This window comes from Pantoea sp. T14, from assembly GCF_036663535.1.
GTDB lineage: Bacteria > Pseudomonadota > Gammaproteobacteria > Enterobacterales > Enterobacteriaceae > Pantoea > Pantoea phytostimulans.
The window spans coordinates 13337-27220 of sequence record NZ_JAWUEB010000006.1 but is presented as its reverse complement, the minus strand read 5'-3'; the positions used below and the strand labels follow the sequence as shown (position 1 = coordinate 27220).

Genomic DNA, 13884 nt, shown 5'->3' with positions numbered 1-13884 from the left:
CTCAGAAGTGAAACGCCGTAGCGCCGATGGTAGTGTGGGGTCTCCCCATGCGAGAGTAGGGAACTGCCAGGCATCAATTTAAGACCAGCACGCTGGTCGTGACCCCGCGGGTGACGCGGCGGGGGCGAAACACCTGCAGCCTGCAGCGCGGGCGGCAGTACAGAATCGGTGGAGCGGTAGTTCAGTTGGTTAGAATACCTGCCTGTCACGCAGGGGGTCGCGGGTTCGAGCCCCGTCCGTTCCGCCACTTAATTGATAAGCCCTGACTGAAAAGTCAGGGCTTTTTCATTTGTGCAAAAAGCGGTAGGTTGATTAAAAATCAATTATCTTCTGCTTATCAGCGGCTTAATCAGCAAGAATAACCCTGTCAAAATGACCTCATTATATAATTCCGTTCACATTAATGAGGATAAAATGTCTATTCCCGCTTTTGGTCTTGGGACCTTCCGTTTGCAAAATGATGTCGTTATTCATTCAGTAAAAACTGCCTTAGACGTTGGTTATCACGTCATTGATACCGCTCAGATCTATGAAAATGAGGCGGCTATTGGTCAGGCGATCGCTGAAAGTGACATTGCTCGTAATGACTTATTCATCACCACGAAAATATGGGTCAAAAACCTTTCGAAAGACGATTTGATCACCAGTCTCAAAGAGAGTTTAGAAAAGCTAAGAACTGATTATATCGATTTAACGCTGATCCATTGGCCTTCTCCAGGCGCAGCAATTTCAGTAGCTGAAAGCATGCAAGCTCTTATGGAAGCGAAACAGCAGGGGTTAACGCGCCAAATAGGCGTATCAAACTTTACGATAGATCTTATGCAGCAGGCGATTAATGCGGTTGGTGCTGCAAATATCGCTACAAATCAGATTGAGCTTCACCCCTTTTTACAGAACCGCCAGGTTGTAGATTTTGCAAATACTCATGCTATTCCCATCACTTCTTATATGACGCTGGCATATGGTGAAGCTTTGAAAAACGAGGTTATTCAAGCCATTGCGATGAAGCATCAGATAACTGCAGCTCAGGCTGTTCTGGCATGGGCTATGCAGCTCGGGTACGCAGTTATTCCATCTTCAACCAAGCGTGATAACTTAGTCAGTAATCTTGATGCTATAAAAGTCACACTGGATGAAGATGATATGATGCAGATTGCTTCATTAGATCGTAATCATCGTTTGGTTAGTCCTGAAGGACTGGCACCTGACTGGGATTAAGTTTTGCTTAAACAGTCCTGCACGCGCCAGGGCTGTTCACTCATCCACTCACTAAGAAAATCAATAAATGCACGCACGCGCTGGCTTACTCCCATGTCGCTGTAGTAAACCGCGTTAAACGGCATTTCTACAAGGAGCCGCTGCTCAGCTAATACCTCCACTAACTTTCCCTCAGCAATTTCTTTATCGATCATGTAATCAGACAAACATGCGATGCCATTGCCGTTTAGGCAAAGCTGCTTGATGGTCTCGCCGCTATTAGAAGACATTCCCAAATGAATATCGTAAAGCTCACCGCTTTCCTGGGCAACAGGCCAGCGATTTAGACGCGAAGGATCAACAAAGCCCAGGCACTCATGGCGATCTAAATCTGTAACATTGTGCGGCGTCCCCCTTTTTTCAAGATATTCAGGTGAAGCTACCAATTTTCGATAGCTAATAAATAGCAGTCTGGCTCGCAGTGTTGAGTCCGTTAAATTACCTGCTCGAATAGCCACATCCACCTTGCGTTCAATCAAATTGATGAAGCTTTCAGAGGAAATTAACGACAAAGTGACATCAGGATAACGTTCGCGGAAGGGTTTAATCATTGGCATAAGTAGATGAAGAATAACCGGCGTTGCTGCATCCACTCGTAATAAACCCTTTGGTGCGTAACGGCTTTCAATTAAATCATTTTCTGCCGATGTCATTTCTTGTAAGAAACTTTGCACCCGTCTGAAATAACGCTCGCCTTCTTGTGTTAGCGCTAAATGTCGTGTTGTTCGCGTAAGCAACGCAACGCCGAGCTTATTTTCTAACTTCTTGATGGTCCTACTTACAGCCGAGTTTGCCATGTGCAGTTGCTCGGCGGCGCGACTAAAGCTCCCGCTTTCAACCACGCTAACAAACACTTTTAGCTCTTCAGAAGATGCTTTCACTATTTCCCTCCAGACAAAAGACTATTGTTATTTTGCATCTTTTTGTTATTAAAGCATGCGGCAATACTAGCGGCCATCAATCATTGGATGGAGTTAATTATGCCACTTGCTCTTTGGGCGCTAACCATCAGCGCATTCGCTATAGGAACAACTGAATTTGTCATTGTAGGATTGATCCCGACGATCGCCGAACAGATGACCATTACCTTACCTTCAGCAGGAATGCTGGTATCGATCTATGCAATAGGCGTTGCGGTAGGCGCGCCAGTGTTGACTGCGCTGACAGGAAAATTACCGCGTAAATATTTACTTGTAGGATTAATGGCGCTGTTCACGATGGGCAACATCGTTGCCTGGCGAGCCCCCGATTACAACACGCTGATCATTGCTCGCTTGCTGACAGGGCTGGCGCATGGCGTTTTCTTCTCTGTTGGTTCAACAATTGCCACCAGCCTGGTCAGTAAAGATAAAGCCGCCAGCGCCATTGCTATCATGTTTGGTGGATTAACCGTTGCCTTAGTGACGGGTGTTCCGATGGGAACCTTTATTGGTCAACATTTTGGCTGGCGCGAAAGTTTCCTCGCTGTATCGTTGCCGGGTATCATAGCTTTAATCGCGAGCGCTATACTTATTCCGCGTAATATCGCCCAACCTAAAAACACGAGTCTGTTACAGCAGGCACAGGTCTTAGTTAATCCTCGCTTGATGCTGATCTACGCCATTACCGCGCTAGGATATGGCGGAGTCTTTACCACCTTTACTTTTTTAGCGCCTGTCATGCAGCAGTTAGCGGGGTTCTCACCTTCGGCAGTAGGCATTATTTTGCTCGGTTATGGCGTGTCTGTCGCGATCGGTAATATTTGGGGTGGCAAGCTGGCAGATACACAAGGCCCGGTACGGGCGCTCAGCCTGATTTTTGCTGCGTTGGCGCTATCGTTACTCCTATTTCAGTTCACTGCCTCACTTCATTGGGCAGCTTTAGCAACCGTGTTGGTGATGGGAGTATTTGCGTTTGGCAATGTGCCTGGCCTGCAAGTGTATGTAGTACAGAAAGCGGAACGTTATACACCCGGCGCGGTTGATGTTGCGTCAGGGCTGAACATCGCCGCTTTCAATGTCGGTATTGCGTTAGGATCGACAATTGGAGGCTACGTAGTTCAACATTATGGGCTGTCTCAAACGCCGTGGATTGGCGCGCTTATCGTTTTTTCTGCTCTGTTATTGATTCGGCTAAGTGGCCGCCTTGATCGGCCTAGCTCCGAGCCAGTGATGGAATAAAACCCGAAACAGCCTGCAATCCGCCGGCTGTTTTGCACATTAAGAATGAGATGAATTCCGACATTCACCGACATTGATTGAAACCCCGTACTAAAATCCCTATAACAGACAAGAGATATACTTTGTTGAGTAATTAGTCAGGCGGGAAAGTGCGGAAAAAAACTTATGCAATGCGATATGTCGCGGGACAGCCAGCGGAACAGATCTTCCCGCCGGGTGCAATGCTTCATCTCGGACAAGCGCTTCCTCCCGGTGCTCCGCTGCCTGCCAATCCTAACTTAAAGGTATTGGTATGGAATATTTTCAAGCAGCAGCGTGCAGACTGGATGACAGTGTTAGAGGGATTCGGTAAAGACGCGCATCTGGTTTTGCTTCAGGAGGCGCAGACTACGCCAGAGCTGGTACGTTTTGCTACCAGCAACTATCTCGCAGCCGATCAGGTTCCTGCTTTCGTGCTGCCACAGCATCCCTCAGGAGTCATGACCTTAGCTTCGGCGCATCCTGTCTATTGCTGCCCGTTACGAGAGCGTGAACCGCTCTTACGGCTCGCAAAGTCGGCGCTCATTACTGCTTATCCTTTACCGACCGGTGAAATGCTAATGGTCGTAAACATCCATGCCGTGAATTTTAGCCTTGGCGTTGATGTTTACAGTAAACAGTTGGGACCAATTGGTGAGCAGATCACGCATCATCGTGGGCCGGTTATCATGGCAGGGGATTTTAATGCCTGGAGTCGGCAGCGTATCAATGCGCTGTATCGGTTTGCACAGCAAATGGATCTGGAAGAGGTGATGTTTACTGCCGACCATCGCCGTAAAGCGTTTGGGCGTCCCTTGGATTTTGTTTTCTATCGCGACATGAATGTTAGCGAAGCATCAGTGTTAGTGACTCGTGCCTCGGATCACAATCCATTACTGGTAGAGTTCAACTCGAAACGCTGAACTGATGTAAAGCAGAAAGGTATAAAAGAAAAAGGCTGACAATTGTCAGCCTTTTCGACGTATCAGGTATCTGGTGTTGCGCTATTATTTACAAACAGCGTTAACTTATCGCCTGGCTGAATATCTTTTGAGTTATCCAGCACACTGTTCCAGCGCATCACGTCTTTGATATTGACGCCGTGATGCTTTGCAATACTGCCAAGAGAATCACCCTTACGAACACGATAGGTGATGCTGTTGCCGTTATCAGCCAGCTTGGTGCCGCTAGTGCCCACGTTCAATGTTTGACCGGGCTGGATAGCTGCACTGCGCAGGTTGTTTTGCTGCTTCAGTGTGGCAATGCTGACGCCCAGCTTATTAGCGATACCGGAAAGCGTATCACCCGTGCGCACTCTGTACCCACCGGTTGCGCTGGCTTTCGCTAGCTGCGTTGGCTGTACGGCTGCGATATCACCGGAAGCCAGTGAATTACGCAACTTTGCGACGTTGGACTTAGGCACCATAATATAGTGCGGTCCATTTGGTGCTGTAGCACCCCCTTTATAGCCCGTATTGAAGCTCTTTAATTTACTGAGCGACATACCGGCCATTTCAGCGGCTTGCGTCAACTGCATCTGCTGACCTACTTCAACACGCGCCAGAGCGCGGCTTTCATTAGGTGCTGGCAGTTTAATACCGTAACGCTTGTTGTTTTTGAGTAGCTCACTCAAAGCCAACATTTTAGGGACGTAAACCGTGGTTTCACGTGGAAGCGAAAGATGCCAGAAATCGGTGGGCTTACCGCGCGCCTTGTTCTGTTTCATCGCCTTCAATACACGCCCTTCGCCACTGTTGTAAGCCGCGATGGTTAATAACCAGTCACCGTCAAACATCGTGTTGAGGCGTTGCATCATATCCAGTGCAACTTTGGTTGAAGCGACCACATCGCGTCGACCATCGTAGTATTGGTTCTGTTTCAAACCATAGTTTCGCCCGGTAGCAGCAACGATCTGCCAAATGCCTGCGGCATTGGCGGATGATGTTGCGCGAGGGTCAAAAGCGCTCTCCACTATGGGTAGCAGTACTAGTTCCATCGGCATTTTACGTTTCTGTATTTGCTCGACTATCCAGTACATGTACGGCTCTGCCCGTAATGTTACATCGTGGAGATAGCTCTTATTCTTTAAAAACTTTGTTTTTTGTTCGCGGATCCGGCTGTTTTCCGGAATCCCCATCTTCAACTCGTCACTAATGAAACTCCAGAGATCACTGTCGTCTGCGAGGCCAGTTCCATCTTCCTGCCATCGCGGTGACAATAATTCGTCTCCGTATTTTCCATTTTCACTTTGACCAGCTGAAGACAGACTCTGGGCATGCTGTTCTGGGATGTTGGCGTCATTCCGTGAAGCCTGGCATCCAACCAGCAAGACCGAGGCGAGTAATATCGCTTTAGCCTTCATGTGTGTGTCAATAGTCGCTTAAAAGACGAGCAACTATACTTGACGACTTTTCACAACACAACCCGAAATGTCAGAAACTATCTTTCTTCTCGCGTAGAACGGCAAATGTATGCCATATCGGCTTTCCTGAAGGATCAACGTTCAAAGCGCGTTGTAAATCAGGGTCTTGCGTACGCAAAAATAAATTTATTGACCGTTCGTGCGCCAGTTTTGTGGGCAAACTAATGCCGTTTTTGGCACGTAAGTCCTTAATTTTCTGGAATTCAGCCATAATTTGCGGGTCATGAGGCAGAATAGCCGCAGAAAAGGTTAAATTGGATAACGTATACTCATGAGCACAACAGACTAAAGTTTCCTCAGGTAATGCATTAAGCTTTTGAAATGATTGATACATTTGCTCTGCAGTTCCTTCAAAAAGCCTGCCGCAGCCGCCAGAAAACATTGTGTCGCCACAGAAAAGGTAAGGGGCGCTGTAATATGAGATATGTCCTAAAGTGTGCCCGGGGGTAGCGATCACGTCAAAGGTCATGCCTAACACACTCACCTGATCCCCTTCACTTACCAGGGTTTTTGCACCTTTATCTGCGGTTTCTTGTGGTCCGAAAATCTCAATGTCAGGGAAGTGTTCAAGCAGGGTTTTCACACCACCTACGTGATCGTTATGATGATGCGTGAGTAAGATTGCGATAGGTTGCCAGCCATTGGCTTTGACTTTTTCCACCACTGGCTGCGCTTCGCCTGGATCGACAATCAGGCATTTTCCTTCATTATCTGTCAGCGTCCAGATGTAGTTATCTTGCAACGCCGGAATACTGGTAAGATTCATAATCACCTCTCGCAGGTCGTAGGAAAAGGAAGATGGTAAAGCATGAAGCCCGCTAAAACACGCCAAATTCTGACCGCGCCGCACTCCTGGCAAGACATGCCATGGGGAGAATATTTTCGCGACGCGCTAACGCAGCAACTTCAACCTTATCTCGGAAAGCTTTATGGCTTTCATATGCTTAAGCTTGGCAACCTGAGTGCAGAAATCAATACCGAAAACTGCGCTATCTCGCATCAGGTTAATGTGGGCAGTGAAGGTGACCTGTTACAGGTACGGGCAGATCCTTCGCAATTACCGTTTGAATCTAAATCCGTTGATGCCTGTTTGCTGGCGCATACGCTGGCGTGGAATCAAGATCCTCATCGTGTATTGCGCGAAGTTGATCGGGTATTAATCGATGATGGTTGGATGATTATCAGCGGCTTCAATCCGTTTAGCTTACTCGGCATCAGTAAGTTTGTGCCGATGGTTCACCGAAAAGCGCCGTGGAGTGGCCGGATGTTCAGTCAGATGCGTTTACTCGACTGGCTAGGCTTGCTGAATTATGAAGTCGTTTTCCGCACGCGCTTTCAGGTTTTGCCGTGGCATCGGCAGGGCGGCAAGCTGATCAGCGCCCATTTACCGGCGCTGGGTTGTCTGAATATTGTGGTGGCGCGTAAGCGGACTTTCCCGCTAACGCCAACCAAAGCCAAAAAGAGCCTGAGCAAATCGCAGGTGCGTCAAACGGTTAACGCCACGCGTCAGTTTCGTCAGGCAAAAGATCAAGATTCAGGCTGATAACCGATATCCTCAAAAGCGGGGTTGCCTGCAGCGCTGCGAGCCAGTTCATCGCAGCGCTCATTCTCAGGATGCCCGGCGTGACCTTTAACCCATTCCCACTCAATTTTGTGGGTACTGAGTGCGGTATCGAGACGTTTCCAAAGATCGACGTTCTTGACAGGTTTCTTATCTGCCGTTTTCCAGCCACGCTTTTTCCAGTTATGAATCCAACTGGTAATGCCCTGACGTACATACTGGCTGTCGGTGCTTAGCACCACATTGCAAGGCTGAGTCAGTGCTTCCAACGAAACAATCGCAGCCATCAACTCCATGCGATTATTGGTGGTCAGGCGATAGCCCGCGCTGAACGTTTTCTCATGTTGACCATAGCGTAAAATGGCGCCGTAACCGCCTGGGCCGGGATTACCAAGGCAAGATCCATCGGTGAATATTTCTACCTGTTTGCGCATCTCTGGTAGACTTCCTTCTGACAAAACGCCAAGTCTGACATAAAACAGGTCCTATGAGCACTGCAAATAACCGCCAGATCGTACTCGATACAGAAACCACCGGCATGAACATGATCGGGGTTCATTATGAGGGTCACCGCATCATTGAAATCGGTGCGGTGGAAGTGATCAACCGTCGCCTGACCGGCAATAACTTTCATCTCTATTTGAAGCCCGATCGGCTGGTGGATCCCGAAGCCTTTGGCGTGCATGGTATTGCAGATGAATTTCTGGCGGACAAGCCCAGCTTCAGCGAAATCGCTGACGAGTTTCTGGATTACATTCGTGGCGCTGAATTAGTCATTCATAACGCCTCGTTTGATATCGGCTTCATGGATTACGAGTTCAGCAAGCTGCAGCGGGGAATCGAGAAAACGGAAACGTTTTGCAAGATCACCGACAGTCTCGCGATGGCGCGCAGAATGTTTCCTGGCAAGCGCAACAGTTTGGATGCGTTGTGTTCGCGCTATGAAATAGATAACAGCAAACGAACGCTGCACGGCGCATTGCTTGATGCCGAGATCCTTGCTGAAGTCTTCCTCACCATGACCGGCGGCCAAACCTCACTGACATTTTCCATGGAAGGGGACAAGTCGCAGCAAAACCAGGAAGGCGGCATCCAGCGCATTGTGCGTCCAGCGTCGGCACTGCGTGTGGTTTCTGCCAACGAAGAAGAAGTGGTGGCGCACGAATCACGTCTCGACTTAGTGATGAAGAAGGGCGGCAGCTGTCTGTGGCGCGGGTGAACCGGGTGATTTTGTTGAGGAAAACACCGTCCAGATGAAAAAAACAGCAAACGATAAGCTATGAAAGAAAAAGCGTTGACGGCGGATTTAGCTGCTATTACTATGCGCCTCGTTCTCGACGGGGAACAAAGCGCGGAGCGGTAGTTCAGTTGGTTAGAATACCTGCCTGTCACGCAGGGGGTCGCGGGTTCGAGCCCCGTCCGTTCCGCCAATCTATTTAAAGAAGCCGATTCAGAAATGAATCGGCTTTTTGCTTTTTAGCTTTTGGATAGGCGGTGGCGAATCGGCATTTTGCTCACTTCCCTAAAAGCAGGCAGGAGAGCGAGCACAAAAAAAGCGCATTCACTCCCTACCTCAAATCACTCTTTCTGCACCGCGACGCTACCACGGTAATCAGCCATTTTCTCATCTACTTCACGATCGGCACGCGCCAGATAACGGTAGCAACCGCCGCCCAAAGCCACACCAATAAACCAGCTGAAATTCGCGACGGCGTGCAGAGAAGGAATAAAGCTGATCACCAGACAAATCCCTACTGAAGGCAGCAGCGCTGCAATCGCTTTCGGGTTAAATCCTCCGCGGTACCAATAGCGACCTTGCGGCGTATCGTTAAACAGCTCATCAACATAGATACGGCTGCGTTTAATCACATAAAAATCGACTAACAGAATGCCGAACAGCGGCCCAATAAACGAACCCAGCACATCCAGTGTGTAGTGAATCAGTTCAGGTGATTGAAACAGGTTCCATGGCGTTAACAAAACAGAGCCTACTGCCGCGATCATGCCGCCGGTACGGAAGCTGATTTTTTGCGGTGAGCAGTTGGAAAAGTCGAAAGCCGGAGAGACAAAGTTCGCCACGATATTGATGCCAATTGTCGCGGTGATCATGGTTAGCAAGCCAATAGCGACCGCGAGATCGTTACCCACCATGCTCACGGTTTCAATCGGATCGGTAATCATTCTGCCAAACAGCGACTGCGTTCCAGAAACAATCACCACCGTGACAATAGAAAACAGCAGGAAGTTAAACGGTAAGCCCCAGCGGTTGCCACGACGAATTTCGCCCATGCTTTTTCCATAGCGTGAAAAATCGCCAAAGTTAAGCAAAGGGCCGGAGAAATAGGAGACCACCAGCGCAGTGGCGGTGAGCATCTGCCAGCTCTGTTCACCGGTTGTCAGCTGCTTGCTGGCAAGCGTCAGTGAAATCCCATCGAAACCTGTTTTGTATACAATCCAACCTGCTAACGCCACCATCACCACGTATACCGCCGGGCCCGCCACGTCAATAAAGCGTTTAATGGCGCTCATGCCATGCCAAAACACCATCGCCTGTAATAACCACATCACGCCAAAGCAGCACCAGCCCAGCAGGGATAAGCCGAGCCAGCTTGATTGCGTCATCGGCGAAAGCCCAGGGAAGAATTTCAGCAGCACCAGCATTAAGGCATTAGCGGCGAGATAAGTCTGAATGCCGTACCAGGCAAAGGCGATCAAACCGCGAATCACTGCAGGAATATTGGCACCAAACACGCCAAACGCCTGACGGCAAATCACTGCATAGGGAACGCCTGCCATTTGACTCGGTTTTGCCACCAGATTTGCGCAGATCTGCACAATGCAAATCCCGACCAGCAGGCAGAGTAAAACCTGCCAGCTGGCTAAGCCCAGCGTAAAGAAACTCGCCGCCACAACATAGCCGCCCATGCTGTGCACATCTGACATCCAGAAAGAGAAAATGTTGTACCACGACCAGTTTTGATCGCGCGTCGGTGCCAGGTCTTCATTACACAGCCTTGGGCTGTAATGTGCATTGGCTTCAGAGGCCTTGCTGGCCACCGTTGTATGATTTGGCATGAAACCTGCTCCTCTGTTGATACGATGAAAATTAATTACAGCGTGAAACGGTATTGCAGGATCCAGGCCAAATTTGTTTTCTTGTATACAAAATTTCTTTTTCACGTATACGATAGTTTGCACACAGAGACTTACCGGAGCGGGTAATGAAGAGTGAAACAGGCCAGAGAACGGCCGCCGATCTGCATGATAAAGATGAACCTATCTATCAGGCGTTGATGAACGCCATCGTTGAACATCAACTACCGCCAGGCAGTAAATTGCCAGAAGAAGCGCTTTCAGAGGTTTTTGGCGTTAGCCGCACGGGCATTCGCAAGGTGTTACAACGCCTCGCCGCGGTGCAAATGATCACCCTGACGCCCAAACGCGGTGCACATGTCGCAACCCCAGGCGTTGACGAGGCGCGCGATATCTTTCGTACTCGCAGTTTAATGGAGTGCGCCAACTTGCCCGCGGTACTGGATCATCTGCAACCGCCGCATCTGGTGGCGCTCAGCGGTTTAATCGAACAAGAAAAACAGGCACACGAGGATCGCGACGGTTCTGCGGCGATCCGCCTGTCTGCCGCCTTTCATATTCAACTGCAGGCGATCTCCGGGAATCAGGTATTAACCGAGATGGTGACGCGCCTGACGCAGCGATCTTCTCTGGTGATTGCCGCTTATGGCGCGCCGTGGCAGCGAGGCTGTCGCTGTGACGATCACGATCGTTTACTGCAATTACTGCGCGATCGTAAATTGCAGCCGCTGAGCAAGGCACTACAGCATCACTTTGATCACATCGTTTCCAGCCTTCACTTTGAGCGGAGCGGCGAAACGCTGCCCGATTTTTCACGTTTATTTTCCCGTCATAAAGGAGCGTCATCATGAGCCTGATTCAGGTGATCAATCCCAATACCAGCATGGCGATGACCGAAACCATGGGTTTGGCGGCGCGCGCTGTTGCCGCGCCCGGCACCGAAATTCTGGCGGTTTCACCCGTCCACGGCGTGCCGTCGATTGAAGGGCATTTTGATGAAGCGATTGCCGCGATTGGGGTGCTGGAGCAAATCAAACTGGGTAAAGCACAAGGCGTAAGCGGCCATGTCATCGCCTGTTTTGGCGATCCCGGTTTACTGGCGGCGCGTGAATTGGCCAGCGGTCCGGTGATTGGGATTGCCGAGGCGGCAATGCACACCGCCACGCTGGTGGCGACGCGCTTTTCTATCGTTACGACGCTGCCACGCACGCTGGTGATTGCCCGGCATCTGTTGCAGCAATATGGCTTTACGCATCACTGCGCTGCGCTCCATGCCATCGATTTGCCGGTGCTGGCGCTGGAAGATGGCAGTGGCCTGGCGCAGGAAAAGGTGCGTGAACGCTGTATACAGGCGAAACGTGAAGATGGTAGCGGCGCGATCGTTTTAGGGTGCGGCGGCATGGCGACCTTAGCCGCCTCGTTGACCCGGGAATTAGGCATGCCGGTGATTGATGGTGTGAGCGCAGCGGTGAAAATGGTCGAGTCGCTGTTGGCGCTGGGCTTTGGCACCAGCAAGCACGGTGATTTGGCTTATCCTTTGCAGAAACCTCTCTCAGGTGCCTTTCAGCACCTAAACTAACGAGATGTTGCACTTTTACAACGGGAAGCAAGCAATGACTGAAGGTGTAGAGAAGAAAGAATACAGCTTTAATAAAAACTACCCACGCGACATGGTGGGCTACGGCGCAAATCCGCCCCATGCAGCCTGGCCAAAAGGCGCGCGCGTCGCAGTGCAGTTTGTCCTGAATTATGAAGAGGGCGCAGAGAACAGCGTATTGCATGGCGATGCGGGCTCTGAACAGTTTCTTTCAGACATCATCGGTGCCGCCAGTTATCCAGATCGTCACATGTCGATGGAATCGCTTTATGAATATGGATCGCGTGCCGGGTTCTGGCGCATCCACAACGAATTTCAAAAGCGTGGTTTGCCGCTGACGGTTTTTGGCGTGGCGATGGCGTTGGCGCGTCACCCTGAAATTGTCGAGGCGATCAAAAAAGCCGATTACGATGTCGTCAGTCACGGCTGGCGCTGGCTTCACTATCAAGGCATGGATGCAAAAACAGAACGTCAGCACATGCAGCAAGCGGTAGATGTGCTGAGCGAACTGTTCGGTAAAGCGCCTACCGGTTGGTACACCGGACGCGACAGCCCGAATACGCGCCGCCTGGTGGTTGAGCAGGGCGGATTCACTTACGACAGCGATTATTACGGCGATGATTTGCCGTTCTGGACGCAAGTAACCTGTCAGGATGGCACGGTGAAGCCGCATCTGATTATTCCCTATACGCTGGAATGCAACGATATGCGCTTTGCCTCACCGCAGGGTTTTAACACTGCCGAACAATTCTTCACCTACCTGCGTGACACCTTTGATGTGCTGTATGAAGAGGGGGAAACTGCGCCGAAGATGATGTCGATTGGTATGCATTGCCGTTTGTTGGGGCGTCCAGGCAAATTCCGCGCGTTGCAAAATTTCCTCGACCATATTCAGCAGCACAAAAAAGTCTGGATTTGTACCCGCCAGCAAATCGCCGATCATTGGGTGAAAAAACACCCGGCACCTTCCGCATAATCGCAATGAGTTCCAGCGCCAAACTGGAACTCATTTCTCCTCCTGAAATTTCAGATCCGCTCCGTTTGTGCCGCCTGACGTCAGTAGCCACTTTAGGATGACGAAGAGATGTCTGAAATTAACTGGGATCTGATCGATCAGGTCGTCTACATCAATTTAGCCGAGCGTAACGATCGTCGAGTGAACATGCGTCGTGAACTCAAAAAATTGGGTGTACCGCAGGAAAAAATTACCCGCTTTGAGGCGATAGCTTATCAGCCTGGCTATATCGGCTGCGCCCAATCGCATTTACAGGTGCTGCAACTCGCGCAGCAGCAACAGTGGAAAAATGTGCTGATTCTGGAAGATGACATGGCATTTCATCACGACAGCGCCAGTGCTCATCGGCTGAATAAATTCTTTGCCGCGTTAACACAAATTAACTGGCACGTCGCCTTTCTGACGGCAAACTATGTGCAGGTCACGCCGTTTAAAAGCGCGGATTACCTCATTAAAGCCCATCGCGCTTTTTGCGCCTGCGCCTATATAGTTAACGCCAGCTACTTACCTGTTTTGATTGAAAATATCAGTGAAAGTATCGAGCAACTGCTGTTGGGCGGTGCTCAGCATCATTACGCGCTGGATGTACACTGGATGCCATTAATGCAGCGTGATATCTGGCTTGGCCTGTTTCCCAATCTTGGCTATCAACGTCCCGGCAGAAGCGATATTGAAAAAGGTGCCATGGATTACCGGCACCTGTTTTATAAACCGCTGAGTAAGTTGGTTTAAACGTGACGATGTAAAGCCGGCATGTTGCCT

14 protein-coding genes and 2 tRNA genes are annotated in these 13884 nt (G+C 49.9%); 11 read left to right on the top strand and 5 right to left on the bottom strand.

Going from position 1 to position 13884, the window contains the following annotated elements; all coding sequences use genetic code 11:
• The first annotated feature begins 170 nt into the window (after positions 1–170).
• Both SC127_RS01895 and dkgB read left to right on the top strand, forming a co-directional pair.
• A tRNA-Asp gene (locus SC127_RS01895) sits at positions 171–247 on the top strand.
• Between the two features lie 167 nt (positions 248–414).
• Positions 415–1218, top strand: a complete 804-nt coding sequence (gene dkgB / locus SC127_RS01890) for a 2,5-didehydrogluconate reductase DkgB (RefSeq protein WP_332624950.1) — start codon at positions 415–417, stop codon at positions 1216–1218.
• Here dkgB and yafC read toward each other — a convergent pair.
• Positions 1215–2138, bottom strand: coding sequence for a DNA-binding transcriptional regulator YafC (gene yafC / locus SC127_RS01885; protein WP_243080095.1), 924 nt, complete (start codon positions 2136–2138; stop codon positions 1215–1217). The genes dkgB and yafC overlap by 4 nt on opposite strands.
• 99 nt (positions 2139–2237) lie before the next feature.
• Between yafC and SC127_RS01880 the strand changes: the two genes are divergently transcribed.
• Together SC127_RS01880 and SC127_RS01875 are read left to right on the top strand one after the other, a co-directional pair.
• A complete protein-coding gene (locus SC127_RS01880; RefSeq protein WP_332624949.1) occupies positions 2238–3416 on the top strand; it encodes an MFS transporter in 1179 nt (392 codons plus the stop codon).
• 149 nt (positions 3417–3565) lie between these two features.
• Complete coding sequence (locus SC127_RS01875; protein ID WP_215847550.1) at positions 3566–4357, top strand: endonuclease/exonuclease/phosphatase family protein; 792 nt, start codon at positions 3566–3568, stop codon at positions 4355–4357.
• A 62-nt stretch (positions 4358–4419) separates the two neighbouring features.
• Here SC127_RS01875 and mltD read toward each other — a convergent pair whose 3' ends face one another.
• Together mltD and gloB are read right to left on the bottom strand one after the other, a co-directional pair.
• Positions 4420–5796, bottom strand: coding sequence for a murein transglycosylase D (gene mltD, locus SC127_RS01870; protein ID WP_243080093.1), 1377 nt, complete (start codon positions 5794–5796; stop codon positions 4420–4422).
• A gap of 70 nt (positions 5797–5866) precedes the next feature.
• Positions 5867–6622 carry a hydroxyacylglutathione hydrolase gene (gene gloB, locus SC127_RS01865; protein ID WP_332624948.1) on the bottom strand — a complete coding sequence of 252 codons (756 nt, stop codon included), beginning with the start codon at positions 6620–6622 and terminating at the stop codon, positions 5867–5869.
• Positions 6623–6664: 42 nt separating this feature from the next.
• On the opposite strand from gloB, the gene SC127_RS01860 reads away from it, so the two are divergent.
• Positions 6665–7399 carry a class I SAM-dependent methyltransferase gene (locus tag SC127_RS01860; RefSeq protein WP_215847548.1) on the top strand — a complete coding sequence of 245 codons (735 nt, stop codon included), beginning with the start codon at positions 6665–6667 and terminating at the stop codon, positions 7397–7399.
• Here the strand turns inward: SC127_RS01860 and rnhA are convergent.
• Entirely contained in the window at positions 7384–7851 is a 468-nt protein-coding gene (gene rnhA, locus SC127_RS01855) for a ribonuclease HI (protein WP_215847547.1), read from the bottom strand. The genes SC127_RS01860 and rnhA overlap by 16 nt on opposite strands.
• 53 nt (positions 7852–7904) lie before the next feature.
• Here rnhA and dnaQ point away from each other — a divergent pair, with 53 nt between their 5' ends.
• Together dnaQ and SC127_RS01845 are read left to right on the top strand one after the other, a co-directional pair.
• The gene (gene dnaQ, locus SC127_RS01850; protein WP_215847546.1) at positions 7905–8636 is read left to right on the top strand and encodes a DNA polymerase III subunit epsilon; all 732 of its coding nucleotides are present in this window, start codon (positions 7905–7907) and stop codon (positions 8634–8636) included.
• A gap of 134 nt (positions 8637–8770) precedes the next feature.
• Positions 8771–8847 (top strand) — tRNA-Asp (locus SC127_RS01845).
• A 148-nt stretch (positions 8848–8995) separates the two neighbouring features.
• Here SC127_RS01845 and SC127_RS01840 read toward each other — a convergent pair.
• Positions 8996–10492 carry an NCS1 family nucleobase:cation symporter-1 gene (locus SC127_RS01840; protein ID WP_332624947.1) on the bottom strand — a complete coding sequence of 499 codons (1497 nt, stop codon included), beginning with the start codon at positions 10490–10492 and terminating at the stop codon, positions 8996–8998.
• A 146-nt stretch (positions 10493–10638) separates the two neighbouring features.
• Here SC127_RS01840 and SC127_RS01835 point away from each other — a divergent pair, with 146 nt between their 5' ends.
• The 4 genes from SC127_RS01835 to SC127_RS01820 all read left to right on the top strand — a co-directional run bounded on the left by SC127_RS01835 (position 10639) and on the right by SC127_RS01820 (position 13854).
• The gene (locus SC127_RS01835; protein WP_215847544.1) at positions 10639–11361 is read left to right on the top strand and encodes a GntR family transcriptional regulator; all 723 of its coding nucleotides are present in this window, start codon (positions 10639–10641) and stop codon (positions 11359–11361) included.
• Entirely contained in the window at positions 11358–12089 is a 732-nt protein-coding gene (hpxA, locus tag SC127_RS01830) for an allantoin racemase (RefSeq protein WP_332624946.1), read from the top strand. Before SC127_RS01835 ends, hpxA begins: the two co-directional genes overlap by 4 nt.
• Positions 12090–12123: 34 nt before the next feature.
• The gene (gene puuE, locus SC127_RS01825; RefSeq protein WP_215847542.1) at positions 12124–13083 is read left to right on the top strand and encodes an allantoinase PuuE; all 960 of its coding nucleotides are present in this window, start codon (positions 12124–12126) and stop codon (positions 13081–13083) included.
• A 108-nt stretch (positions 13084–13191) separates the two neighbouring features.
• Positions 13192–13854 carry a glycosyltransferase family 25 protein gene (locus SC127_RS01820; protein WP_332624945.1) on the top strand — a complete coding sequence of 221 codons (663 nt, stop codon included), beginning with the start codon at positions 13192–13194 and terminating at the stop codon, positions 13852–13854.
• Positions 13855–13884: the final 30 nt, after the last annotated feature.